25 protein-coding genes and 1 pseudogene are annotated in these 25,157 nt (G+C 57.8%); 10 read left to right on the top strand and 16 right to left on the bottom strand.

What is annotated here, in order from left to right; genetic code table 11:
- Window positions 1-173: 173 nt before the first annotated feature.
- From AB4P97_RS06635 to AB4P97_RS06620, 4 genes and pseudogenes are all read right to left on the bottom strand, one after another.
- Window positions 174-401 carry a hypothetical protein gene (locus AB4P97_RS06635; protein WP_155401135.1) on the bottom strand — a complete coding sequence of 76 codons (228 nt, stop codon included), beginning with the start codon at window positions 399-401 and terminating at the stop codon, window positions 174-176.
- 61 nt (window positions 402-462) lie between these two features.
- Window positions 463-633 carry a hypothetical protein gene (locus tag AB4P97_RS06630; RefSeq protein WP_155401136.1) on the bottom strand — a complete coding sequence of 57 codons (171 nt, stop codon included), beginning with the start codon at window positions 631-633 and terminating at the stop codon, window positions 463-465.
- A 548-nt stretch (window positions 634-1,181) separates the two neighbouring features.
- Window positions 1,182-2,870: a recombinase family protein gene (locus AB4P97_RS06625; protein WP_395602286.1), complete on the bottom strand. Its 1,689-nt coding sequence runs from the start codon at window positions 2,868-2,870 to the stop codon at window positions 1,182-1,184.
- A 52-nt stretch (window positions 2,871-2,922) separates the two neighbouring features.
- Window positions 2,923-3,111: pseudogene (locus tag AB4P97_RS06620) on the bottom strand (FKBP-type peptidyl-prolyl cis-trans isomerase); the annotation flags it as partial.
- 143 nt (window positions 3,112-3,254) lie between these two features.
- On the opposite strand from AB4P97_RS06620, the gene AB4P97_RS06615 reads away from it, so the two are divergent.
- Together AB4P97_RS06615 and AB4P97_RS06610 are read left to right on the top strand one after the other, a co-directional pair.
- Window positions 3,255-4,319 carry a M4 family metallopeptidase gene (locus tag AB4P97_RS06615; protein ID WP_395602285.1) on the top strand — a complete coding sequence of 355 codons (1,065 nt, stop codon included), beginning with the start codon at window positions 3,255-3,257 and terminating at the stop codon, window positions 4,317-4,319.
- The gene (locus AB4P97_RS06610; protein WP_395602284.1) at window positions 4,316-4,627 is read left to right on the top strand and encodes a protealysin inhibitor emfourin; all 312 of its coding nucleotides are present in this window, start codon (window positions 4,316-4,318) and stop codon (window positions 4,625-4,627) included. The genes AB4P97_RS06615 and AB4P97_RS06610 overlap by 4 nt, the downstream gene beginning before the upstream one ends.
- Before the next feature lie 75 nt (window positions 4,628-4,702).
- Here the strand turns inward: AB4P97_RS06610 and AB4P97_RS06605 are convergent, their stop codons facing one another.
- Both AB4P97_RS06605 and AB4P97_RS06600 read right to left on the bottom strand, forming a co-directional pair.
- Window positions 4,703-5,173 carry a hypothetical protein gene (locus AB4P97_RS06605; RefSeq protein ID WP_210555096.1) on the bottom strand — a complete coding sequence of 157 codons (471 nt, stop codon included), beginning with the start codon at window positions 5,171-5,173 and terminating at the stop codon, window positions 4,703-4,705.
- Window positions 5,174-5,275: 102 nt separating this feature from the next.
- The gene (locus tag AB4P97_RS06600) at window positions 5,276-5,584 is read right to left on the bottom strand and encodes an RcnB family protein (protein ID WP_042559713.1); all 309 of its coding nucleotides are present in this window, start codon (window positions 5,582-5,584) and stop codon (window positions 5,276-5,278) included.
- A gap of 312 nt (window positions 5,585-5,896) precedes the next feature.
- Here AB4P97_RS06600 and AB4P97_RS06595 point away from each other — a divergent pair, with 312 nt between their 5' ends.
- From AB4P97_RS06595 to AB4P97_RS06580, 4 genes are all read left to right on the top strand, one after another.
- Entirely contained in the window at window positions 5,897-6,493 is a 597-nt protein-coding gene (locus AB4P97_RS06595) for a LemA family protein (RefSeq protein WP_181818474.1), read from the top strand.
- A 22-nt stretch (window positions 6,494-6,515) separates the two neighbouring features.
- On the top strand, window positions 6,516-8,471 hold the full coding sequence (locus AB4P97_RS06590; protein ID WP_395602283.1) for a M48 family metallopeptidase: 1,956 nt from the start codon (window positions 6,516-6,518) through the stop codon (window positions 8,469-8,471).
- A gap of 391 nt (window positions 8,472-8,862) precedes the next feature.
- Window positions 8,863-10,155 (top strand): MFS transporter, encoded by a 1,293-nt coding sequence (locus tag AB4P97_RS06585; RefSeq protein ID WP_042559715.1) that lies wholly within the window; start codon window positions 8,863-8,865, stop codon window positions 10,153-10,155.
- Between the two features lie 12 nt (window positions 10,156-10,167).
- Window positions 10,168-10,935 (top strand): substrate-binding domain-containing protein, encoded by a 768-nt coding sequence (locus AB4P97_RS06580; protein ID WP_395602282.1) that lies wholly within the window; start codon window positions 10,168-10,170, stop codon window positions 10,933-10,935.
- On the opposite strand, the gene AB4P97_RS06575 is transcribed toward AB4P97_RS06580, so the two are convergent.
- Complete coding sequence (locus AB4P97_RS06575) at window positions 10,925-11,839, bottom strand: LysR family transcriptional regulator (RefSeq protein ID WP_395602281.1); 915 nt, start codon at window positions 11,837-11,839, stop codon at window positions 10,925-10,927. The two genes, AB4P97_RS06580 and AB4P97_RS06575, sit on opposite strands and share 11 nt — an antisense overlap.
- Window positions 11,840-12,023: 184 nt before the next feature.
- Here AB4P97_RS06575 and AB4P97_RS06570 point away from each other — a divergent pair, with 184 nt between their 5' ends.
- Complete coding sequence (locus AB4P97_RS06570; RefSeq protein ID WP_047300593.1) at window positions 12,024-13,832, top strand: monovalent cation:proton antiporter-2 (CPA2) family protein; 1,809 nt, start codon at window positions 12,024-12,026, stop codon at window positions 13,830-13,832.
- Between the two features lie 149 nt (window positions 13,833-13,981).
- Here the strand turns inward: AB4P97_RS06570 and hcnC are convergent, their stop codons facing one another.
- From hcnC to AB4P97_RS06540, 6 genes are all read right to left on the bottom strand, one after another.
- Window positions 13,982-15,241, bottom strand: a complete 1,260-nt coding sequence (gene hcnC / locus AB4P97_RS06565; RefSeq protein WP_047300592.1) for a cyanide-forming glycine dehydrogenase subunit HcnC — start codon at window positions 15,239-15,241, stop codon at window positions 13,982-13,984.
- A complete protein-coding gene (hcnB, locus tag AB4P97_RS06560; protein WP_395602280.1) occupies window positions 15,234-16,643 on the bottom strand; it encodes a cyanide-forming glycine dehydrogenase subunit HcnB in 1,410 nt (469 codons plus the stop codon). Before hcnB ends, hcnC begins: the two co-directional genes overlap by 8 nt.
- Window positions 16,640-16,954: a (2Fe-2S)-binding protein gene (locus AB4P97_RS06555; protein ID WP_042562120.1), complete on the bottom strand. Its 315-nt coding sequence runs from the start codon at window positions 16,952-16,954 to the stop codon at window positions 16,640-16,642. The genes hcnB and AB4P97_RS06555 overlap by 4 nt, the downstream gene beginning before the upstream one ends.
- A 241-nt stretch (window positions 16,955-17,195) precedes the next feature.
- A complete protein-coding gene (locus AB4P97_RS06550) occupies window positions 17,196-17,735 on the bottom strand; it encodes a hypothetical protein (RefSeq protein WP_042562121.1) in 540 nt (179 codons plus the stop codon).
- 226 nt (window positions 17,736-17,961) lie between these two features.
- Entirely contained in the window at window positions 17,962-18,903 is a 942-nt protein-coding gene (locus AB4P97_RS06545) for a hypothetical protein (RefSeq protein WP_042559721.1), read from the bottom strand.
- Window positions 18,904-19,094: 191 nt separating this feature from the next.
- Window positions 19,095-19,424 (bottom strand): hypothetical protein, encoded by a 330-nt coding sequence (locus AB4P97_RS06540; RefSeq protein ID WP_395602912.1) that lies wholly within the window; start codon window positions 19,422-19,424, stop codon window positions 19,095-19,097.
- A 171-nt stretch (window positions 19,425-19,595) separates the two neighbouring features.
- Between AB4P97_RS06540 and AB4P97_RS06535 the strand changes: the two genes are divergently transcribed.
- Both AB4P97_RS06535 and AB4P97_RS06530 read left to right on the top strand, forming a co-directional pair.
- Window positions 19,596-20,279: a response regulator transcription factor gene (locus tag AB4P97_RS06535; RefSeq protein WP_042559723.1), complete on the top strand. Its 684-nt coding sequence runs from the start codon at window positions 19,596-19,598 to the stop codon at window positions 20,277-20,279.
- A complete protein-coding gene (locus tag AB4P97_RS06530; RefSeq protein ID WP_395602279.1) occupies window positions 20,257-21,651 on the top strand; it encodes a sensor histidine kinase in 1,395 nt (464 codons plus the stop codon). The genes AB4P97_RS06535 and AB4P97_RS06530 overlap by 23 nt, the downstream gene beginning before the upstream one ends.
- Window positions 21,652-21,822: 171 nt before the next feature.
- Here AB4P97_RS06530 and AB4P97_RS06525 read toward each other — a convergent pair whose 3' ends face one another.
- The 3 genes from AB4P97_RS06525 to AB4P97_RS06515 are packed head-to-tail and all read right to left on the bottom strand — an operon-like array spanning window position 21,823 to window position 24,072.
- Window positions 21,823-22,233 (bottom strand): SRPBCC family protein, encoded by a 411-nt coding sequence (locus tag AB4P97_RS06525; protein ID WP_395602278.1) that lies wholly within the window; start codon window positions 22,231-22,233, stop codon window positions 21,823-21,825.
- A gap of 22 nt (window positions 22,234-22,255) precedes the next feature.
- Window positions 22,256-23,053, bottom strand: coding sequence for an SDR family NAD(P)-dependent oxidoreductase (locus AB4P97_RS06520; RefSeq protein ID WP_042559726.1), 798 nt, complete (start codon window positions 23,051-23,053; stop codon window positions 22,256-22,258).
- Window positions 23,050-24,072, bottom strand: a complete 1,023-nt coding sequence (locus AB4P97_RS06515; RefSeq protein WP_395602277.1) for an aldo/keto reductase — start codon at window positions 24,070-24,072, stop codon at window positions 23,050-23,052. Before AB4P97_RS06515 ends, AB4P97_RS06520 begins: the two co-directional genes overlap by 4 nt.
- A 112-nt stretch (window positions 24,073-24,184) precedes the next feature.
- Here AB4P97_RS06515 and AB4P97_RS06510 point away from each other — a divergent pair, with 112 nt between their 5' ends.
- Window positions 24,185-25,081 (top strand): LysR substrate-binding domain-containing protein, encoded by an 897-nt coding sequence (locus tag AB4P97_RS06510; protein ID WP_395602276.1) that lies wholly within the window; start codon window positions 24,185-24,187, stop codon window positions 25,079-25,081.
- Window positions 25,082-25,157 lie beyond the last annotated feature (76 nt).

Genomic DNA, 25,157 nt, shown 5'->3' with positions numbered 1-25,157 from the left:
TTTATTCCTTTGATTGTTTTTGTGAAAGACACCTGAGATAAGGTGTTTTGGGCATTTCAGATGCCCGGTTTACAAGGGGTGTAGACATGACAAACACCGTACCCTGTAGGGTAGCCAGGAGTACGCATATTTAATCGGTTTGGGCCAATGAAATTGGCTTAGTGCTAGAGCTTTTAATCTGTCAGTGATTGCAAGAAACTTGGGCTAACATTCGCGAGGTCACCCACATTTACTAACACGCCATTGCGACGCGCTTTAGTTGCCAATTTATAGTACTTATCAAGCACGGTGGTTGATGCAGAATGAAACGCATGATGTTCATCTGGTGTTGGCGCATGAGATGTTGTGATTACTTTCAGGATCAACTGAGATGGTTTGTTTACAACAATATAGTTGGGCATTGACTTTCTTTATATGATGGTTATCCTCTTACTCTGGTGAAAAGTATTTGGGGGGGGGGGGTTAGATGGGTGTATCAGGTGTTTGTAGTTTTTTCTTCTCGTCACTACGGCGGATATTGTTGGTGGTCGTGGTAATCAAAACCTGTAGACAGTGCTGATGATTAGTATGACCCGCCCGACGCATCAGCTCTTCCAGTTGAAAAAAAGCACGCTCGTTCAGTTGCACTCGCATTTATACACACTCCATAGTTTTAGTTAGGCAATCATGTAGGTGATCATTAATCGAAACGCCAGCAGCATCAGCAGCTTTGGTAAAGAATGAATGGTTGGCAATACTGAGCATCAGTTGTACGGGCAACATGCTAACTTTCGATTGCCGCCAATACTTAGCACGACAGGCTGCGTCACACGTTTTTGTTTGTGGTCGTCGGTTAGCCAAAGGGGTATTGCAGGCGCGACAGACGTTAATATGCATAGATATTACCTCGTTAGTAATTGATAGTGTTTTGAACTGTTTACGGCAGACGAACTTAAACCCATATCCTCGTTTAAGAATATGGGTTTAGGTTCGGGAGAGAGATTGTTGGAGGATCAGACCACGTAACAAACCGAGAAGGCAAGGTTTGCTTGAAAGGTGCCGCAGTTGCTCGCTAAAACAACTGAAAAGAGTCGGGGTGATCTGTTCTCTCCAATGTATACATTCTATCATCAAATACGAATGATTGTCAATACCGTAACGACTGTTTTGAACACTTACTTCAACTATTTGTTTGTATCTGGTTAAACTCCTGACGTTAGGCGCTGCATTGCTGCATTTGCACTTTCGAATTTCTCAATAGTCATAACGTTGGTGTTTCGTAAACCGGTCGGATTGAGCAGTGTAGGTGACTTAACATGTTTGTATGATCGGTCAGCAACATGCTGCATCTCTCCATCTGGATTGTTCTTGTATGCCTGTACATCAACTGCTTCAGGTATAACATTTGAAATGGTGTATTCCATTTCACCATCTTGAATACGATACCCTAATGCAGTGTTCCCTTTACGAGCAACGCCGGTATAAACCCATGGTACATTTGACTCAGCAACGTAAAGCTTGCGTCCCGGTTGTACTGTTATTGAGTACCCTGCTTGTTTCAGCAAGGCAGACAGCTGTATAGGATCATGAAAGGCTAAGCGGTCATGCTCCAATGTTGCTTCATACCCCACAAAGATCGAGGTGGATTTAGATTCAACACCATTGTCTGCTTTACGATCCAGCACACTCAATTCAATGTCGATGGATGCACGTCTTTCATTTGCTAAATCAAACTCAGATTCTAACTCTGGCGAATCGGTCCTTGCCAACAACTTCGCCATCCTCAGAATTGAAGCTGTTAATTCCTCGCGCTCAGTAACAAGGTAAAGCTTACGTTTTTCATTGTCGGTTAATTGTATAACCTTCATTGCTTTATCAATCCACGACGGGGCACTCGACAAGTAGATAAAGTGAACAACTTGATATGGTATGGTTTCACTGTTCGTACAACCTGCATCTTTCAAACGATGGTGAGTAAGACACCGCATATTATTCGGTTTACCTTCCTTGTTATGAATAATGTAATTGGCATTACATACACCACACTTGACCATACCAACAAGAAAATTCTTTGATGTACGACTTCGTGACTGAGTTTTCACTTCCTGTCGTCGCTTCTGCGCCTGCATGAATACTTCGGGAGTTACAACAGGCTTGTAAACACCGGGTATATCATTCCAGAAACCAATTGCTGTTTTGTTCTGTAACCATGCGTCGATGGTTGGTGATGAAATCGACGCAAGTTCAGGCATACCAGATGCACGGAGGCGATTAGCAATAGTATTCTTACCGACACCACTAATATACAAATCAAATACTTGCTTAACATATGGTACAAGATGCGACTTCAATTTTCCGTCTGTTGTCAACCATGCGACAGCAAACCGCTTTATCGGCTCACCATTCTTTGCTTTCTCACGTCGTATGGCATAACTGGCTTTAGTTCGTTCACTTAGTGTTTTGGAGTAGCCCCATGCCGCTTGAACTTTGGCGACTAAAAGGAACAAGTGATTGTTGTTCACTGATTGTCTGTTGTAGGTGATTCCGTCGTCCAACGTCACAAGATCAACGCCAGCGTTCACGATACGAGAGAGTAGCGGGAACATTTCAAATGGCTCCATCCTGCCCACTCTGTCGATTTGCTCGATTAAAATGGTTGAACCCTTGGGAATGGTGCCGTCCTCGATTGCTGCTAACAGACGACCAAAAGCGTTATCGACATGATCACCACTGTAACCAGACCGTCCAAGATCGTCGTACGGTTTGTCGTATAGGGTGTAATCAGGGTGTTTTTCCAACCACCGAGTGACAGCTTGTCGCTGACGTTCATGGCTTGATCCAAGCGATTGTCTACCTGTTGAAAACCGGATGTAGCTGATTGCCTTTGGCATTGGGAAACCACACACCTTCGTCGAAAAGGTGGCAGTGTAACATTCAGATGATCTGATCCCAGCCCTTGATCACGCGGCCGGTGCCGATCACACACTGAAATGGTTTGCCACGGCTGTAGGAAGAGTCGAATTCGGTGCCGTCTTCCAGCCAGCCGGTGTATTGGGTGGTGATCAGCGCGCCTTTGACGGCGGCTTTGCCCTCGCCCGGTTGCAGCTCGATGATTTGTAGTTCGTCGGTCATGGCGCTTCACTCAGAAAGGATGGCCCGTTGGGGGCACGGACGGCGTTTTTCGCAGAATTCGTTGCCGATGGCAATGCATGGAACCGAAACACGCAGCGCTGCTCACATGTGTATCGACATCGTATTTAGCCAAGGAAGCTCTGATGACCGACTCACGTTTGCTGCGCAGTTTCATTCCGCCGTACATCCTCAATCGCATCATCGCCCACGGTTCGGAGCCGCAACGGACTGCGGCGATGCGCACCCTCAATCATGTGCGCAGCCTGCTGCCCAATCCCGGCCCGCCTTCGCGTCCGTTGGCCCAGGCAATCCTGCCGCCATCGAACAAACCCGGCATCGCACAGCGCAGCATCCATGATGCTCAAAACAAAATGCTGCTGCCCGGGATTGAGGTACGTGTGGAAGGACAGGCGGCAACAGGCGATCCGGCGGTCGATGAAGCTTATGAGGCGCTGGGTGCCAGCTATGATTTCTTCTGGAAGGTGTTGGGCCGCGACTCGATCGACAACAACGGGTTTGCCCTGATCGGCAGCGTGCACTACGGTCAAGGCTACGAGAACGCTTTCTGGAACGGCGCTCAGATGGTATTCGGTGATGGTGATGGCGAAATTTTCCAGCGTTTCACCCGCTCGCTCGACGTCATCGCCCACGAACTCGCACATGGCGTGACGGAAAGCGAAGCCGGTCTGATTTACGCGAACCAATCGGGTGCACTTAACGAATCACTGTCGGATGTGTTCGGCGTGTTGACCAAGCAATATTCGCTCAGCCACACGGCGGAGCAGGCTGACTGGCTGATCGGCGCTGATTTGCTGATGCCGCAAATCCACGGACAGGGTTTGCGCTCGATGTCGCATCCCGGCACGGCGTATGACGACCCGTTATTGGGCAAGGATCCGCAACCGGATCACATGCGCAAGTTCGTCATTACAACTGAAGACAATGGTGGCGTGCACATCAACTCAGGGATTCCCAACCGCGCGTTCTATCTGGCGGCTCGGGCATTGGGCGGCTTCGCCTGGGAGAAGGCCGGACGAATCTGGTACGACACGCTGTGCGACAAACGCTTGAGTCAGGACGCAACGTTTGAGGCGTTCGCCGGGTTGACGGTCGAAAACGCTGGCAAGCGTTTCGGTGCCAGAGAGGTGGCTGCAGTGCGTGAGGCCTGGGCTCAGGTCGGTATCGAATTGGTCTTGGAGGTTGTATGAAAATTCTGCCCGAGTTGGGTGACGATTCCGTGGTGCGGGTTTCACGCCAGGGTGGCGTGGCGGCCATTCATAGCCTGAGCCGCCCCCGTGAAATCGAATTCGCTCAATGCGACATCAGCGAACGCACCCGAATCTGCTCGGTGCTGGAGGGGTGCCTGCCGCTGGACAGCGTCGAAACCGGACGCGGCGATCAGCGCTTCTATCAGATAGAAGTGCGCTACCGGTCAGGGGAAATGGTGCTGAAAGTGCCGGAGGATCAGGCACCGGGGGATCTGGTTCATCTTTGGGACAAGGGGCAGTTGTTGTAAGCAAGATTCTACAAAGTTCAGCGCAAGGATATGGGTCCAATCGCGGTTTCAAACGGATTCCAACACCTGACGAAATCAGTCAGTCCCAAATCGCCGGCCAAAAACCACACCGTTAAAGGTGTGCGTACAGCACTGACAGCGCGGCGCCATGTCCTCAGCTTTCAATGCCGGATTGACAATTTGAAGGCGCTTTTGCTGATCGACGTACAAACCATTGAAGTAACTCGACTCGCCCAATCGTACGACTTCCTCGCGATCCTCCTCATAGATGGCGACCATCCAGAATACGGGCTCCGGTCGATCCAGACGCGACACCGCTTCGCTGAAAATCTCGTCCCAGTTACCGCCAACACGAGACAAAAGAAAGCGAAACAAGGGTGTGTAATCCATGCCGTAGCGTTTGCCTGCATGCATCGAACCACGTACGGCGTCGCTGCGATTTTCGCTCTTGGTATTACGCTGATCGCGGTATTGCGCGACTAACGCATTGCGACGCACCCCCCAAGTACGAGTGTTTTCTTTCCGATAAAGAGGTTTCTTGTCCAACTCATTGCTCCTGACTTCCCGTCACTCGAAACACCCCCAGGTTTTTACCCGAACGGTGCTCGATTGCAATCTGCCTTCCTTGGCCAATTGTTACCGAATGGCTTAACGCTCTACCGGCTGCATCTCGACAATCGTCCCGTTGGTGATCATCACCATCACGTACTGATCTTTGATCTGCACCCACTGCGCTTGCTCAACCGGTGCTTTCAAACCTTTCGCTTTCCAGTTTTTCAAGGCTTTGTCGCTGCGTTGATAAACGTCTGGCGCGCGGTCGTTGATCTTTAGTTCGCGATCGCTGACGGGGGACTGGACGGAGGGATCGTTCGAGGTTTGCGCCGCTTGAACAATCGGGCTGATCCCGGCAATGCCGGCGACCAGGGCCAGGCTGGCGAATAGGGTTTTGCTGTTCATCGGTGAACCTCCAGAGATATGTACTACCTGAACTCCGACTGCGCGGCGGCGAAATCATTCCTTGTTTTTTATTTGGACTGGCAGGGAGATTTCTTTCGTTAGACAGGCCTTCATCGCTGGCAAGCCAGCTCCCACAGGTTTCGATGGCGGTTACAAAACTTGAGCTCCTTACAGATCTTTGTGGGAGCTGGCTTGCCAGCGATGGGGACGGCACTTCCAATACATTGCAATGCCCGAAAACACGGCTGTCGCGAGCAGGCGTTTGCGCTAACATGCCGCGCCCCTTTCTGCCGCGTGAACAAGGACATCACCGTGAACAGCACCCTCATTATCATTCTGGTCGTTGCCGGGCTCCTCGCCCTCTATGCCATCAAACTCTTCAACGATCTCGTCGCCCGACGCAACCAGATCAAAAACGCCTTCGCGCAACTGGAAGTACAACTCAAGCGCCGCTACGACCTGATCCCCAATCTGGTGACCACTGCCAAGGGTTACATGGCTCATGAGCGCGAAACGCTTGAAGCGGTGATTGCTGCGCGTAACAGTGCGGTAGCCGGTTTGCAGGCGGCTCAAGCGCAGCCGGGTAATGCGCAGAATATGGCGCAACTGGGTCAGGCCGACAGCGCATTGAGCAGTGCCATGGGCCGGTTGAATGTCACGGTCGAAGCCTACCCGGATCTCAAAGCCTCACAAAACATGCAGCAACTGAGCGAAGAGCTGAGCAGCACCGAAAACAAAGTCAGTTTCTCCCGCCAGGCCTACAACGATGCGGTGATGACCTACAACACGCTCAAGCAAAGTTTCCCCGCCGCCTTGTTCGCCCCGCTGTTCGGCCACGGTGCCGATGCATCGCCGCTGACGTTTGCCGACAGCGCGGCCATTCAGGAAGCTCCAAAGGTTTCGTTCTGACCCTTGGCCAACGGATGGCGAAATGAATTTTTTTGAACAACAGCGTCAAGCCAAGCGACGCACCCTGCTGCTGATTTTTTTGATGATGCTCGCGGTACTCAGCCTGATCGCGATGTCTTGTCTGCTCATGGTCATTCCGGTCGAGGATGGTGACGGAAACGTCATTATGGATCTGGAGCTGAATCGGCAACTGGTCGGCACCGTGTCGGCGGTGATCATCAGCATTGTGTTGATGGGCAGCCTGTCGAAACACTGGGAGTTGTCCGAGGGCGGCAAAGTGGTTGCGCGGCGTCTCGACGGCCGGCTGATCAACCACAGCGCGCAGACGCTGGAAGAGCAGCGATTGCTCAACGTGGTGGAAGAAATGGCCATCGCTTCCGGCACCGCGGTGCCTTCGGTGTACTTGCTGCCGGATCTGGGCATAAACGCTTTCGCTGCGGGACTCACGCCACAGAATGCGGTCATCGGCGTAACCCAGGGCGCGATCAATCTGCTGACCCGTGAAGAGCTGCAAGGGGTGATCGCCCATGAGTTCAGCCACATCTATAACGGCGACATGCGCCTCAATACGCGGCTGGTCGCCATCGTCCACGGGATCATGGTACTGGGGTTGACCGGCTCCTATATCCTCCAAGGCACGGAGCACGTCGGTAAAACGCCGGCGAGTCGCAACAAGTTCGTGGCCATCCCGATGTTGATTGGTTTTGCACTGTTGATTGTCGGTATTGCGGGGACGATATTTGGCAATCGGATCAAAGCTGCAATCAGTCGGGAGCGCGAGTTTCTGGCCGATGCCACCGCGGTGCAATACACCCGCAATCCGCAAGGCATCGCCGGTGCGTTGAAGAAAATTGGCGGTTATGAACTCGGCTCGGCCATCAAATCCCCCCGCGCCGAGGAATACAGCCACCTGTATTTCGGCCCGGGCGCCACAAGCTCTGACTCGTTGGCATCGCATCCGGATCTGAATGAGCGAATCCGCCGGGTCGACGCGCAATGGGATGGCAGTTTCAGCAAGATCGCAGCACCGCTGACCGAGACCCAGCCCACTGTCGTTCTGCCCGTACCCGATGCGTTCGGCGGCGTGCCTGCTGCCGCCATGGCGGTGCTTTACGACATGAACTCGATTCAGGCTTCCGTTGCCGCCATCGGCGCGCCGCAAGCCGAACATCTGATCGAAGCGCGGCGCATGCTGGAAGACATTCCGCAATCGCTCAAAGCGGCGGCACGCACTGTCGACGGTGCGGAGGCCATCGTCTATGGACTGCTGCTGTCGCGCTCGGTTTCCTTGCTGGGCGTGCAACTGGAGATACTGCGCGAGGCAATCGACGACAGTATGTTCAGCACCCTGAATCTGCTACGTGAACCTTTGTCGTCGCTCAATCCTGGCCTGCGTCTGCCATTGCTGGACCTGGCCATTCCTAGCCTGCAACAACTCGGCAAAAAACCATTCGCCAAGGTCAAGCACAACCTGAATCTGTTGATCGAAGCCGACAACGAAACCGAGCTGCTGGAGTGGACGTTGTTACGGATTGTCGAGCGCAATGTCGAGGGCGCCGCACCTGTGCAATTCAAGTTTGGTTTGTTCCAGTGCGCCGAAGAACTCATGGCGCTGCTCACCGCACTCGCCCGCGCCGGGCAGCAGAACATGCCGGCAGCATCGCAGGCACTGCAATTTGCCTGGCAAGGCCTGACGTTCGAACGGCCACAGGAAATGCGCGTCGAGCTGGAGGAACTGACGGGGCTGGAAGCGGCGATCAAGCGTCTGCGCCACCTCATGCCAGAGGAGCGGCCCGCCCTGCTCAACGCCATGACCCGTTGCGTGATGCACGACGGCGTGATCACCGTGGCTGAAGCAGAACTGTTTCGCGCCGTGGCGGATTTGCTCGATTGCCCGCTACCGCCATTGCTGACTGCGCAGGCCTTGGCGGATGACAGCGTTAGCGAGCCTGCTCGTGACGAAGCCAGCGTCGCCTGACCCACCGCCATCGCTGGCAAGCCAGCTCCCACAGGGATCGAAGGTGAACTCACTATTTGTGCACATTGCAAATACCTGAGGGTTGGAACGCCAGCCCCAAAAAGGATGGGTAATGCATTCAACAGTTGTGCACACCACAAAACCCGTGGGAGCTGGCTTGCCAGCGATGAGGCCGGTACAGACAACATCTCCAGCGCCTGAACGCACGCCTTCGCGAGCAGGCTCGCTCCCACTGATGATCGCAATGCCAGCCCATTGATCCACTTTCAGCATCAATCCATGCCAACAATGCAATTAACAGATTGTTACATCTGCGCCACCATCCGCCTCAATAAAAACCGTGCGCCGCCTCCCCGTAGCGCACGTCATAAAAGCGGTGGAGTTCTTTTCTATGACAGCCTCAATCCCACACGGCGGCTCGCGGGCCGGTGCCATTTTCCGAGTGACCTCGGGTAACTTCCTCGAACAGTTCGACTTCTTTCTGTTCGGCTTCTACGCCACCCAGATCGCGGCGGTGTTCTTTCCGGCGAGCAGTGAATTCGCCTCTCTGATGATGACCTTTGCAGTGTTCGGCGCAGGCTTCCTGATGCGTCCGCTGGGGGCGATTGTGCTTGGCGCCTACATCGATGATGTCGGCCGGCGCAAAGGGTTGATCGTCACCCTGTCGATCATGGCCAGCGGCACGATATTGATTGTATTGGTGCCCGGTTACGAAACCATCGGCCTGTTCGCCCCGGCGCTGGTATTGATCGGGCGACTGTTGCAGGGTTTCTCGGCCGGTGCGGAACTGGGTGGCGTATCGGTGTATCTCTCCGAGATCGCCACGCCGGGCCGCAAAGGTTTTTTCACCGCGTGGCAATCAGCGAGTCAGCAAGTGGCGATCATCGTCGCGGCTGCCTTGGGTTACGCGCTGAACGCATGGATGGCGCCGGAAGTGGTTGCCGATTGGGGCTGGCGGATTCCGTTTTTCATCGGCTGCATGATCGTCCCGTTCATCTTTTTCCTTCGCCGTAATCTGGCGGAAACCGAAGAGTTCGCCGCACGCAAGCACCGCCCGAGCATGGGCGAAGTGTTCCGTACCCTCGGCCAGAACTGGGGCGTGGTACTCGGCGGGATGCTGATGGTCGCCCTGACCACCACCGCGTTTTACCTGATCACCGTGTACGCGCCGACCTTCGGCAAAACTGTGCTGCACCTGAGCACTTCCGACGCGTTGCTGGTGACACTGTTGGTGGGTGTGTCGAACTTCTTTTGGCTGCCGATCGGCGGCATGTTGTCCGACCGCATCGGTCGTCGTCCGGTGCTGATCGCGATGTCGCTGCTGGCCCTGGCCACGACCTATCCGGCGCTGTCGTACCTGGTGCAATCACCGAGTTTCAGCCACATGCTGCTGTCGCTGTTGTGGCTGTCGTTTATTTACGGTTTGTACAACGGCGCGATGATTCCGGCGCTCACCGAGATCATGCCGGTGGAAGTACGCGTCGCCGGTTTCTCCCTCGCCTACAGCCTGGCCACAGCGATTTTCGGCGGTTTCACGCCGGCGATGTCGACCTTCCTGATTCAGTACACCGGCGACAAAGCCGCGCCGGGCTACTGGATGAGCATCGGCGCGCTGTGCGCGTTGCTCGCGACGCTTTACCTCTATCGCCGCGCAGGCGGCCGTCTGCAACCGGCTACTGCATAAGGAACCACGACCATGAAAAAACTGTTGAATCTGGGCGCCCTCGCCCTCCTCGCTTTCAGCGCCCTGGCGCACGCCGAACAAGTAAACGTGATGACCTCGGGCGGCTTCACCGCGGCCTATAAAATCCTCGGCCCGAAATTCGCCGCGACCACGGGCAACACCCTCGACACCCAGTTCGGCCCGTCGATGGGCAAGGCGCCAGAGGCAATCCCCAATCGCCTCGCGCGTGGCGAGCATGCCGACGTGGTGATCATGGTCGGCTACGCCCTCGACGAATTGATCAAACAAGGCAAGGTCGACCCGGCGTCGCGGGTAGAACTGGCGGACTCGCGGATCGGCCTGGTGGTACGCGCTGGCGCGCCGAAACCGGACATCAGCAACGTCGAGAGCCTGAAGAAAACCCTGCTTGACGCGCAATCGGTGGCGTACTCCGACAGCGCCAGCGGCGTGTACATCGAGCAGCAGTTGTTCAAGAAACTCGGCATCGAAGATCAGTTGAAACCGAAGGCGAACATGATCGCGAAAATCCCCGTGGGCTCGGTGGTTGCCACGGGTGATTATCAACTGGGCTTCCAGCAGGTCAGCGAATTGCTGCCGGTGCCAGGCGTGAGTTTTGTGGCGAAGATTCCAGAGTCGGTGCAGTCGGTGACGCGCTTCGCTGCGGGGATTCCGGTCAACGCGCAACATCCCGCCGAGGCCAAAGCGTTACTCGCCTACCTCGCTGCGCCGGCCGCACAGGCTGACGTGCAGGCGACCGGGCTGGATTCGGTCAAGCGTTGATAATCGGCGGCTGGACTTTCATTTCCACCACCAGCCGCTCCAGTTCCAGTGCCGCCGGGGTCAGCGTGCGATCCCGGCGCTTGATAATGCCAACGCTGCGCATCACTTGCGGATCCGTCAGCGGTATCCGCGTCAGGATCGGATGATCCGGCCCCGGCATCGCCATCAGCGGCACCGCCGCTACGCCCAACCCCGCCTCCACCAGGCCAATCATCGTCGTCACATGCCGGGTTTCGCAGATGCTCTGACGCTGCGGCACCACGCTGCTCAAGGCCTGATCGAGTAAAAAGCGGTTGCCGGAAGTCTTGTCCAGCGAGATGTAATCCTGCTGGTAGAACTCGTCCCACGTCACGCTGCTACGCCCGGCCAACGGGTGATCGCGACGACACGCCACGACATAGCACTCCTGCACAAGCGGCTCGAAGTCGACTTTGGCATCCTGCGTGCCCATAAAACTCAAACCGAAATCGGCCTCGCCATTGACCACGGCGCTCAATACGTCGTGGGCGCTGGAGTCGAGGACTTTGACCTTGATGCGCGGGAACTGCTGGTGATAGCGGGCAACCACACGCGGCATGAAGTAGTACGCGGCAGAGGGCACGCAAGCGACGGTGACGTGGCCCAGTCGGGTCGAAGCAACTTCGCTGATGCCCAGCAGTGCAACGTCCAGATCATCCAGCAAACGTTCGACACTCGGCATGAAACCGCGACCGGCCTGGGTCAGGCTGACTTTGCGCGTGGTGCGCTCGAACAGTTTCACGCCCAGAGCGTCTTCAAGCTTCTCGATGCGACGACTCAAGGCCGGTTGCGAGAGTCGCACGGTGTCGGCGGCTTTGCGGAAACTGCCCTGCTCGACCACGGCGCGAAAGGCTTGCAGGTCGTTGAGGTCGAAGTTGATGGCCATGACGGGACTCGGGGATTGATTCGCTTGGGTTATAAATGTAACCAATTGATGCAATATGTTACAGATCTCAATCGCTCCTACGGGGGGATTGTGTTGATCATCCGAATCAGGGGGATTTGGTTTGACGAGGTTTCAGCCTTTATCCTTGTCGCCCCCCCGCCGTGCCGTTGTCAGGAGTAAACCCATGCCCCATGAAGGCAATTTGTTGCAAGCCGCCGTTGTTTTTCTGCTCGCGGCGGTGCTCACCGTGCCCTTGGCCAAACGTCTGCAATTGGGCGCGGTGCTTGGTTATCTGTTTGCCGGGGTGATCATCGGCCCGTCGGTGCTGGGCCTGATCGGCAATCCGCAGAGCGTGGCGCACATCTCGGAGCTGGGCGTGGTGTTGCTGCTGTTCATCATTGGTCTTGAGCTGTCGCCGCGACGCTTGTGGGTGATGCGCAAATCGGTGTTCGGTGTCGGTCTGGCGCAGGTGCTGCTGACCGCGTCGGTGATTGGCGTGCTGGCGTTGGCCGTGTTCGGTCAGCCGCTGAACAGCGCGATTGTGCTGGGCCTCGGTCTGGCGCTGTCGTCCACCGCGTTCGGCCTGCAAAGCCTTGCCGAGCGCAAGGAGCTGACCAGCCCCCACGGGCGCCTGGCGTTTGCCATTCTGCTGTTCCAGGACATCGCCGCGATCCCGTTGATCGCGCTGGTGCCGATGCTGGCCGGTGTCGATCATCACACCAGCACTGCCGACGATGTACGCCACAGTCTGCAGGTGCTCGGTGGTATTGCCGTGGTGGTGATCGGCGGGCGCTATCTGTTGCGGCCGGTGTTTCGCGTGGTGGCGAAAACCGGTCTGCCGGAAGTGTCGACGGCAACCGCGCTACTGGTGGTGATCGGCACCGCGTGGCTGATGGATCTGGTCGGTGTGTCGATGGCACTGGGGGCATTTCTTGCCGGTTTGCTGCTGGCCGATTCTGAATATCGCCATGAACTGGAAGCGCAGATCGAACCGTTCAAAGGCCTGCTGCTCGGGCTGTTTTTCATCAGCGTCGGCATGGGTGCCAATCTGAGTCTGTTGCTCAGCGCGCCGATTACCGTGCTGGGGCTGACGCTGTTGTTGATCGGCTTGAAACTGCCGTTGCTGTTTGTGGTGGGACGTCTGGCCGGTGGCTTGAACAAGGTCAGTGCGATTCGACTCGGCATCGTGCTCGCGGCAGGGGGCGAGTTCGCGTTTGTGGTATTCAAGATCGGGCGCGATCAGGGTCTGTTCGAGCCGCGTCTGTATGACCTGCTGGTGCTGACTATCACCCTGTCGATGGCCGTGACGCCGTTGTTGCTGTTGCTTTGCGCAAGGCTGGTCAGCCCAAAAGTGCAACCGGTGGAAGTACCCGAGAAATTCCGCGCGATCGACACGGACACGCCGCGGGTGGTGATCGCCGGCATGGGCCGGATGGGGCAGATCGTTGCGCGGATTCTGCGGGCGCAGAACATCAAGTTTGTCGCCCTCGACACTTCGGTGGAAACCATCGAACTGTCACGCAGTTTCGGTGGTGTGCCGGTGTTTTATGGCGACCCGATGCGCCCGGAAATTCTGCACGCAGCCAAGGTCGGTGAGGCGGAATATTTTGTGATCGCCACGGATGATCCGGAGACGAATATCAAGACCGCCGAGGTGGTGCGCAAGCTCTACCCGCACATGAAGATCATCGCCCGGGCCCGTAACCGTCAGCACGTTCACCGCTTGGTGGATGTTGGCGCCGAGGCGATTCGTGAAACGTACTACTCAAGTCTGGAAATGAGCCGGCGCACGCTGGTTGGCCTCGGGCTGACCCAGGCCCAGGCCGATGCGCGGATCAAACGCTTCAAGCACCACGACGAACAGGTGCTGGAGGCGCAACACGCGGTGTACGACGACGCAGCCAAAGTCCTGCAAACCGCCCAGGAAGCCCGGGCGGAACTGGCGCGGTTGTTTGAGTCGGATCAGCTTGAAGAAGAATCGCGCAAAATCTGAGAGATCAGGCGCCGCGCAGACCGCCATCGCTGGCAAGCCAGCTCCCACAGGATTCAGCGTCGCATACAAAATTTCGATACGACTCGGCCACTGTGGGAGCTGGCTTGCCAGCGAAGAGGCCGGCCTGTTCAACATCAATCTTGCTCAGGTCAGGCAGGTTCTAACTCGAGCGTCTGCTTGACCGGCGCAGTCTCGAAGCGATCCGCCAGAAACGGCGTGATGTCCAATGGCAGCGGCTCGTCGTTGACCATTTTATCCAGCAGCACACCGGTAATGGCCGAGGTCAGAATCCCGGTACGGAAGTGCCCGCACGCATTCAGATATCCCTCCACTCCACGCATTCGCCCAAGAATCGGCAACTCATCCGGCGAACCTGGGCGCAGTCCCGCCCAGGTGCGTTTGAGGTTGACGTGCGCAAGCTCCGGCAAGCAGCGCACCGCCCCCTGCACCAGCCCGGCGATTTCCGGGTAGGTGGTGGTGACGTCGAAGCCTTTGTCTTCGGTAGTGCTGCCGATGAGGATCTCGCCGTTGTCCTTTTGCGCCACGTAGCAGTCGCTGGTGGTCAGGCAGCCGTTGAGGATTTTCGGCATGCGCTCGGTCAGCAGAATCTGTCCTTTCACCGGTTTCACCGGAATGCGGATGCCGGTCGCCCATTCGCTCAGGTCCGCCGCCCAGGCACCGCCGGCATTGATCAGCGTCTTGCAGTGGAACACGCCCTCCTCGGCCGTTTGTACGCCGGTTACCCGCGTGCCGTGGTGCAACACGCCGGTGACGTTGGTGTTGACGAAGATATCGACACCATTCTGCCGCGCGCCTTCCATGTAGGCGTCGGCGAGGCGGAACGGGCTGACCTGATGGTCGCAGAGAAACTCCAGCGCCCCGCGTGCTTCATGACTGACGCTGGGCTCGGCTTCGCGCAGTGCGGCTTGATCGAGCCAGCGCACCTGATCGGCCAAATGCGGAATGCAGCCGACGATATGTTCGGCGTAGAGGCGGTCTTCATCGTCATAAATCACGAATTTGAGCCCGGTCTTTTCGAACTTGAAATCCATGCCGTGATTGTCTTTCAGTTCACGGTGCAGCGCCGGGTACAGCGCGTTGGACTGCAAGGCGAAATCAAAGAACGACTCTGGCAGGATGTGCGGCGTACTGGCGTCCACCGCCACCGCCGCGCCCTGGGTTTCGCGCTTGCGGTTGGCCGACATCATGCGGAAGAAAATCACCCCGCACCCCAGGCCCACCGACTCGCCGATCGCCCATAAACCACCGGCTGACGCGCGGGTCGCATTGCCCGGACGCTTGGCGTCGATCAAGGCCACCTTGAGGTTTTTGCGTTTGGACAATTGATAGGCGCAGGACGCCCCGATCACACCGCCGCCGGCGATGACCACGTCGTAGAACTTACTCATGGGAAGCGGCCTCCGTGCCGACAGACTGGAATGCGGAGAAAGGAATCGGATCGATCGGGAAGCGCGGGCGCAGCCAGCCGACATCCTGGCGTCCGGTGGACTGGCGCAAGCGGTCGCTACAGTAGCCAACGCACATCCGCCCCTGACAGTCGCCCATGCTCACGCGGGTGCGCATTTTCAGACTGGCAATGTCTTGCACGCCCTGCTCCAGCGCCAGATCGATGTCGGCGCGGGTCGCGTGTTCGCAGCGGCAAATCACTGTGTCGGCGTTCGGCAATGCGGTCTGGCCAACACCACGTTCGGTGTAACGATCCACCGCCGCGCGAAAACGCACGATGGATTTGAGTTTGCCCAGATAGCGGTCGCGGCGAACCTGCGCCAGATCCGCGTCGAGCACACCGCGTTGCAGCAGGATGGATGTCGCCGCGATCTTGCCGGCCAGCATCGCCGCTTCACCACCGCGAATCCCGCCCATGTCGCCGGCCAGATGGATGTGAGGCTGGTTGCTCTGCTGCCAGACATTTGAATGGGCGCGCAGATAACCGTCGTCGCTGAAGCCATGATCCAGGCCCATTTGCTGACTGAGTTGGGTGCGCGGAATAAAGCCGTAACCGACCGCCAGGGTCTGCGCCTCGAAGCGTTCGACACGGGACATGTCCGGCGTCCAGGTCTGCGAGTACGGCGCGACACTGACGCTTTTCAGTTCGCCTTCGCCGTGGGCTTCGACCACGCCCCAGCCGTAGTTCATCGCGATGCCGTGCAGTTTGAGGTAGGCGAGCATGCTCAAGCCGTCGAGGAACAATTGCGGCTTGTTCAGCAACGCCAGGCTTTCGCGGGCGATCTTGCCGAACGCGCAGGCCTCATACACGCCTGCGACTTTGACGCCCGACGCATGCAGTTGCGTCGCCACCAACGGCAGCAGTGGGCCGGTCCCCGCGATAATCACCGGGCCTCGCGGTTTGACCACGCCACTTTTGATTTGCAGTTGCAGGCCACCGAGCAGAATCACCCCTGGAAGGGTCCAGCCGGGAAACGGCACGCTGCGCTCATGGCAACCGGCCGACAGCAACAACTGTGGATACTCGATCTCGTGAAGCTGCTCGTCAGCGTCCAGCACTACCAGCGCGCGGGTGCCTTCGGCGCCGACCACGCGGTGATTGAGGCGCACGTCGATCAACCCCGATTGCTCCAGGAAATCACCGTGCAGTTTGCCCAGCGCTTCGGAGTAACGTGGCCCGAGATAATCCAGCTGCACGCCTTCACGCAGCGGCCCGCGATAGACCACCCCACCGAGGCGCGAGGCCTCTTCCAGCAAGGTGCAGCGCACGCCATGGCGCGCCAGTTCGATGGCCGCCGCCATCCCCGCCGGACCACCGCCGACGATCACCGGTTGCAGACTCATACGACCTCCTGCCCGGCGATGCGGTTGACCTGGGTTTCGATCTGCATGCCATCACGCACGACGGTCTGGCAGGCACGGCGTTTATGCCGGCCATTGATTTTCACCAGGCAGCACTGGCACACGCCCATGCCGCAGTACGCGCCGCTGATCTGATCATGATCGTTGCGCGCAATCTGGCGCACGCCGAGGGACTGGATAACGCTGAGGACGGTTTCGCCGATGGCGGCAGTGACCGGTTGACCGTTGATGTGCACGGTCATATCCGCCTGCGCCAAGGGCTGGATATCGAAGGTTCTTTCTAGGCAGTGCATTGCGATGTTCATCCGTGAAAAGGTTCGGTTGAGGTTGTGTCAGCTCCTTGCTGCACTACACCTTGCGTCCCGTTTGATTCTTGGCTCGGGCGGGCTCGCGAGGTACTCCGTCAGCGCAACGAGGTGCGCGCGAGAACAATGTAGTTCATGTTTTAGCAAAGGCCTGGATCATTTACGTTAGGCGATATCGCCAGCTGAAATATTGATCCAGGCCAGTGAAAGCAGTCGGATTGTTCAACGATCAGTTGGAGAAGACGAATTGGCCTTTGATCTTCTTTGCACCAATGAACCCAAGGTCGGGAAACAGTTTTGTCTTCAGCCAGGCAACGTAGAACACCAGTGCCAGAGTGATGCCCACCGCTATCGCCGTCGATACCGGATCCTCAGCGTAACCCTTGAACAGGCGCGACATCTGGCTGAGTGTCAGCAGGACGTAGGCGGTGTAAGCCGCTGCGGAGTTTTTGTAGAAACCCCACGCAAACAAAAGCGGGATGCCGCCAGCGATCAGCATGATGCTCAAGACCACGCCAATGCTGAACGAATAGCCAAGCGTCAACGCCGCCAATGCAGTGAGCGCTGCCTGAACGCACATCAGTCCAACGAGGATTTTGATCTTCAGTGAATGGCGCTCGATGAGGACCGGATCCGGACGGCCAGCGATCCAGGCGGCCAGCACCCGATCCTTGACCTTGCCGCCTGACAGCGCCTTGAAGGTTTCGGTCCTGGAGCGCCCGGCCTCGAGCATTTCCACCAACTGCCGTTTGATTTCCTTCTTGTCCAACGCATTCATCCTTAAACAGAACCTGAAGCGGCCCATCCGCTTGGGGCGCAGATTCTCGCTGTTGAACCCCCAGAAAGCAAAAAGCCGCTTCTACCCGAAGGTAGAAGCGGCCGAGGCATGAGCCTCAATAGAGCAATTAGTGTACGAACAGCGCAATCAGGATGATGATCGGGATCGGAATACCGAGGAAAAACAGCAGTAGTGAGCGCATGGTGATTCTCCCTATTTAACGAACTGGAGGCAGTGTGGAGGTAGTGGTGTAGGTGTCGACTTCAACGTACTCGACCGCATCCCGACGACGACCGCCGAAGATGGCTGCAAAGCTTGCGAAGAACGCACCGGCCAACAGCGCGACGAACATCCACAGCGAGGTCATGGCAGCGACTTTCGCGGCGGTATCGGCGGCTTGCTGAGCTTTCAGCTTGGCGTCGGCAATGGCTTTCTGAGTGCGGGCATACACTTCATCGACACGACGTTCGGCATCGGCCTGACTCAGGTTGGTCCGCTGTGCGACCAGTTGTGCGAGGTAAGTGCGGTCTTCGGCGCTGAGCTGACCATCGGCCAGGCTTTGGGTGAAGATCCGGGCCACTGCACCGTGTGCAGCGTCATCGCTGACGGACGCTGGACGGTCATCGCGGAACAGGTTGTCGATGTAGTAACCGTACTGGTTGCTATCGGTGTTGGCTGCAGCCGTGCCGGCCGCCTGGGTCATGGCGCTTGCTGCACCACCGGCAACACTGGCACCGGCCTGCACGCCGCCGCTGATGACACTGCTGACCGAACCAACGACCAGCACGGCCGTCACCAAGGTCGCCACACACCAGGCAAGGAAGCCATGAGCGGTGTCGCGGAAATACACTTCGTCACCGTGCATGTTCGCCCACTTCACCCGCAGGCGGCCGGCGATGTAGCCACCCAGCCCGGAGGCGATGATTTGCGTCGCCGCCAGCCAGACAATCGTTGAAATGCCCAGGCCTTTAGCGCTGATGCCCTCCCCGGCCCAAGGTGAAACGGCAGAGAAACCCAACCCGAAGCCCAGCAGCACCAGAATCATCGACAGTGCAGCGGCCGCCGCAGCACCTGCGAAAATCGCGCCCCAGGACACCCCTGAAACGTTGCTCGACTCTCCTTCGTAGGCAGCATAAAAACCATCAGAGGATCTATTCATTGTTGTAGTGCTCCAGGCATGAAAAATGGTGTTACAACTCGTCGGGTGAGGAATTGCAGCGACCGTGCCAGTTGCGCAAATTTAATAAATCCTTTTAATTCAACACGTTAGAAAATCTGAACTTCTTAGGACGTTGCAAATTGCAATAAGTCGCTGAATTCGGCGGGTTTTATGCATTGGCCAAAAGACGATCACTTACGCTTGTAACTCTTGTTGCCACTGGGGGTAAGACAGTACACCCCGCCCCGTGGCCCGGTGCAAAACGAACCCGTGCCACAGGCGCATCCATCGTCGCTTTGCAGCAGCGTTTGCGGTCGGCTCTGGCCCTGGTTGCCGTACATCGCCGCACAGCTTTTCTTCGAGCCACTGATAGAGCCGTCGTTGCACAGAAACAGGTCGCCGTCGCAGCGATCAATTCCACCTTTCTTGCCCGAGCACGGGGTATTGGCGGCGAATGCCGAAGCGCTGAGCAAGGCCAGCAACAAAGCGATAACAGGCATCCAGCCAAAGCGATTGAACATGCGCACGGAACCACTCCCTGTTGAGGTTATGGCCAGATGATATCAATGTTCCGGAAAATTAATCCTCGACCCCGCCCAATGGTGGCTACAACATGAAAGTTAATTTAAAGCGCCACGGAAAATTCTTGGCAAAATGCTGCCATTCCGTTTGAACCGATCAAGGCGAGCCCTATGACACGTATTTTGACCATCGAAGACGATGCCGTGACTGCCCGGGAAATCGTCGCCGAATTGAGCAGCCACGGCCTCGATGTGGATTGGGTCGACAATGGCCGCGAGGGCCTCGACCGTGCCGTGAGCGGCAACTACGACTTGATCACTCTCGATCGTATGCTGCCGGAGCTCGACGGTCTGGCCATCGTCACCACCCTGCGCACGATGGGCGTCGCTACGCCGATTCTGATGATCAGCGCCCTCTCCGATGTCGACGAGCGCGTGCGCGGCTTGCGCGCCGGTGGCGATGACTACCTGACCAAACCGTTCGCCACCGACGAGATGGCGGCGCGAGTCGAAGTCTTGCTGCGCCGGCAGAACAGCGGCGCCACCCAGGCCACCACTTTGCAGGTCGCCGATTTGCAACTGGACCTGATCAGCCACGAGGCACGCCGCGCCGAACAAGTGCTGACGCTGCTGCCGACCGAGTACAAGTTGCTGGAATTCCTGATGCGCAACAGCGGCCAGATTCTCTCGCGGATGATGATTTTCGAAGAGGTCTGGGGCTATCACTTCGACCCCGGCACCAACCTGATCGACGTGCACATCGGCCGTTTGCGCAAGAAGATTGACGCGGCGGGCAATGTGCCGCTGATCCGCACGGTACGAGGCTCCGGTTATGTCATTGCCGAACCCGTCTGACGGCTGGCGTTCTTCCAGCAGCCGCTTGCTGGCGCTGTACAGCTCGCTGTTCGTGGCCTGGAGCGCGATCCTCATGGGGGTCATGTATTACGAGGTTTCCGGCTACCTCGACAACCTCGCCAAACATTCGCTGATGCAACGTCAGCATCTGTTTTCGCACTTTCGCGGTGAGCAACTGGAAGACGCCCTCGCCGCCAGCATGACCTTCGATATTCGTGGCATCGACGCCTACGGCCTGTTCGATGCCCAAGGCGTCTACCTCGGTGGCGCCTTGCAGCAGATCCCCGAAGGCCTGCCGCTCGATGGCAAGATTCACATGCTCGCCGAATGCGCCGACTCCGATGATCCGACCTTGCCCAGCGACAGCTGCGACGCCGTCGCGACCCAGACCCGCGATGGCCGCTGGCTGGTGTTGCTGCGCGATAACGGTTCGCTGTTCGCGGTGACGAAGATCATTTTGCATGCGTTGCTCTGGGGCGTGTCGCTGACGATCCTGCCGGGGATTGCCGGTTGGCATTTGCTGCGACGGCGGCCGTTGCGGCGCATCCGGGCGATTCAGGCGAGTGCGCAGTCCATCGTGGCCGGAGACTTGACCCACCGTTTGCCGCTGTCCAATCGCCGCGATGAACTGGACATGCTCGCCGCCATCGTCAACGCCATGCTTGAGCGCATCGAGCGTTTGATGAACGAAGTCAAAGGCGTTTGCGACAACATCGCCCATGATTTGCGCACGCCGCTGACCCGCTTGCGCGCGCAGCTGTATCGCATGCAACAGCAGGCGGGCGAAGGCTCGCAAGAAGCGGCGCAACTGGATCTGGTGTTGGCCGAAGCGGACACCCTGATGGCGCGGTTTCGTGGGTTGTTGCGGATTTCCGAACTGGAGGATCGTCAGCGCCGTTCCGGTTTTGTCGAGCTCGACCCGGTGTCGTTGCTGGAAGAACTGCACGAGTTTTATCTGCCACTGGCCGAGGAAGGCGAACTGCGCTTTGAACTGAACATGCCGGAGACCTTGCCACCGCTCAATGGCGATCGGGCATTGCTGTTCGAGGCTTTGGCGAACCTGCTGAGCAATTCGATAAAATTCACGCCCCCCGGTGGCACGGTCATATTGCGCGGGGTGAATGATGCCGGGCACACGCGAATCGAAGTGCACGACTCAGGGCCGGGTATACCGGAGGCCGAGCGTGAAGCGGTGTTCCAGCGTTTCTATCGCGCCGAGGCTGGGCAACCGCAAGGCGGGTTTGGTCTGGGGCTGTCGATTGTGGCGGCGATTGTCAGCTTGCATGGCTTCAATCTGGCGGTGGGCAGCAGTGATGTGGGTGGGGCGAAACTGGTGCTGGATTGTCGGCAGAGTCTGATTCCACAGACTTGATCAATGGGCTCACTCCTCAGGTTTTTGGGTTGCCAGCAGACTCTGCGAACAGCACAAAAAACCTGTGGGAGCTGGCTTGCCAGCGATAGCGGTGTGTCAGTCGGTATGAATTTGACTGGTCTACCGCCATCGCTGGCAAGCCTGCTCCCACAGGGTTTTGTGTTGTGGCTATCAGGCCGGGAAGTTGGCGCGCAGCGCCTCTAGGCCGCCTTGATAGATGCCGGTGAACAGCGCCACCACTTCCTCATCACTCACGCCTTTGGCGGTGAAACGGCCCGACCAGGTCACTCGCGCGCCCTGCCCTTGGGCCTCGACCTTGATTGTCGCCAGATAGTCGGTGGCCGGGAACGGTGCCTGTTCAATCGAGTAGCTGTAGGTCTTCGCCGCGTTATCGAACGTTTGCAGACGCTCGACCACCACCGCGCCATCCGCGGTTTTCAAGCTGCGCACACGCCCGCTATCGCTCAGTTCGCTGCTTGGAATAAACGGCAGCCAGTCCGGCAGCGTGTTGAAGCCGCCGATCAATTGCCAGACCTGATCGGCCGAAGCCGGAATATCGATTGTTGCTGATGCAGTTGCCATAAAAACGTCTCTCTTAAGAAATTCAGATAGTCAGGCTGTCGACCACACCGCCATCAACCCGCAGGGCGGCGCCAGTGGTGGCCGAGGACAGCGGCGAGGCGATGTACGTCACCAGATGCGCGACCTCTTCAACATCGGCCACCCGCTGGATGATCGAGGTCGGACGGGCCTTGCGCACAAAGGCGTCGGCCTCATCGCGCAGGCTGCGGCCGGATTCGGCGGCGGCATCCTTGAGCATCTCCTCCAGGCCATCGGTGAAGGTTGGGCCCGGCAGGATCGCATTGACCGTCACGCCGGTGCCAGCCAGACGTTTGGCCAAGCCGTGGGAGACCGCCAGATTGGCGCTTTTGGTCACGCCATAGTTGATCATGTCGGCCGGCGTCGCCACCCCGGATTCCGAAGACAGGAAGATCACTCGCCCCCACCCCTGTTCGACCATCGCCGGCACATAATGCCGCGCCAGGCGCACGCCGGAGATGACGTTGACTTCATAGAAGCGCGTCCACTCGCTGTCCGGTGCGTCGAAGAAATCGACGTCATTGAAGATGCCGAGGTTGTTCACCAGAATGTCGGCTTTCGGTTCCGCAGCGAAGAGTTTCTCTGCACCTTGCGCCGTGCCCAGATCCGCAGTCAGACCGCGCAACTGTGCGCCCGGCACTTTCTGGCGAATGCTCGCCAGCGCCTGTTCGACCTTGGCCGTGTCGCGGCCGATCACTACCACCGTGGCGCCGGATTCGGCCAGCGACTGGCTGATGCCCAAGCCAATGCCTGCGGTGCTGCCGCTGACAATTGCCAGTTTCCCGCTTAGATCAATCTTCATGCTTTCACCTCATCGATGGGCAATGGTGCACGTTCGGACACCAGTTTCGCTTCACGCATGGCCTGCCAAAACCCCGCAGGAATTACTGCTGACAGTGCCGCGACATCTTCAGCAATCCGCCCCGGTTTGCTCGCCCCGGGAATCACCGCGGCAACCGCTGGATTGGCCAGAGAAAATTGCAGGGCCGCGGCTTTCACCTCAACGTTATAAGCGGCAGCAATGCGTTTGATCTGCTCCACTTTGGCGATGACTTGAGGGCTGGCCTTCTGGTATTCGAAGTGCGCGCCGCCCGCCAGAATGCCCGAGCTGTAAGGACCGCCGACGACGATTTCGACGTTTTGCGCCAGTGCCGAATCCATCAGGCGTTGCAGCGCACGCTCGTGGTCCAGCAGCGTGTAGCGGCCGGCCAACAGGAAGCCATCCGGCTGCGCTTCGGTCAGGTCCAGCGTCAGTTCACACGGCTCGACCTTGTTCACGCCCAGCCCCCAACCCTTGATCACGCCTTCTTCGCGCAAACGGGTCAGCACCTTGAAGGCGCCGGTGCGGGCCTGATTGAAGTATTCCAGCCATTGATCGCCGTAGAAGTCTTGAGCGATGTCGTGGACCCAGACGATATCGAGGCGATCGGTTTGCAGACGTTTGAGGCTGTCTTCAATCGAGCGCAGGGTCGCGTCGGCGCTGTAGTCGTTGATGATCTTGTTCGGGCGACCGTGTTCGAACACCCCGCTCTTCTCACCCAGATCACGGGCGGCAGCGTCTTCGATTTCATCGAGAATGATCCGGCCGACCTTGGTGCTGAGCACGTAGTCATCGCGGTTGTACTGCTTGAGTGCTTCACCCAAACGAATTTCCGACAGACCCGAGCCGTAAAATGGAGCGGTGTCGAAGTAACGCACGCCGGCATCCCATGCGGCATGCACGGTGGCTTGCGCTTCTTCTTGCGCGATGGCGCGGAACATATTGCCCAACGGGGCGGTGCCAAAGCCCAGCTGGCCGGGCAGTTTGTCTTTCAAACTCATTGGATTGTCCTCATTCGTTCGTGATCTGCGTGACCGTTGAGCAAATCCTAGATTGCGACGACTAGACCGTCCAAGACATAATTCACAGCACTTGAGTCCCCAGAGGTCTGACATGATCGACATTCGCCAATTGCGCTACTTCGTCGCCGTCGCCGAGGAAGAGCACGTCGGCCGTGCAGCGGAACGCCTGCATATTTCCCAGTCGCCGCTGAGCCGGCAAATCGCCCAGCTCGAAGAGCGCCTGGGCCTGACGCTGTTCGAGCGCAGCCAGCAGCGCATTCGCCTGACCCGCGATGGCCAGACTTTTCTCGCTGAAACCCGCGCCCTGCTGACTCATGCCAATCGCCTCGAATCTCTCGGCAAGCGTCTGGGCCGTGGCGAAGAAGGCGGCTTGTGCATCGGCTACATCGAGAACGCTATGCACGCCGGCGTCCTGCCCAACGCTTTGCGCGTGCTGCGGGTCGATCGGCCCAATGTGCATGTCGCGCTGTACAACTTGAGCTGCGCCGAACAATTGGAAGGCCTGCGTCAGCGTAGTCTCGATATTGCCTTGGTGAGCGAGCCGCCGACCGATGACGATCCGGATCTGCTCGGCTTTCAGGTGCTGGATGATCCGATGCTGCTGGCATTGCCGGAGCAGCATCCGTTGGCCCAAAAGGCCTTGCTGAAACCGGAGGATCTGGCCGATCAGGAATGGATCGGCGTGCAGCCGCGCCAGGGTGCAAACGACGAGTTTGTCAGCGCGTGCATCCGTGCAGGCTTCACCCCGGATGTGCGCATGCAGGCCACCGAGCCCTTTACCGCGCTGGGGCTGGTGGCGTCGGAGCTGGGGATTGCGATGATTCAGAAGGGGCTGAGCCACAACGCGCCACCGGGTGTGGTGCTGCGCGAAGTTCCGTGGCTGGCGTTTACCACACCGTTATGGGCGGCGTGGCACCGGATCAATTTGCGACCGTTGGTGGAGACGTTTCGCGAAGTCCTGACGGACTCCAACAGCCTTGGCAACTGACCATCCGCAGCCCCTCACCCTAGCCCTCTCCCAAGGGAGAGGGGCAGATTCCGACGCGGGCACTAGTCCGGAAGCT

Origin of the sequence: Pseudomonas sp. A1230 (genome assembly GCF_044218825.1) — a bacterium.
Classification (GTDB): Bacteria; Pseudomonadota; Gammaproteobacteria; order Pseudomonadales; family Pseudomonadaceae; genus Aquipseudomonas; species Aquipseudomonas iridis.
This window is presented reverse-complemented; position numbering and strand designations above follow the sequence as displayed.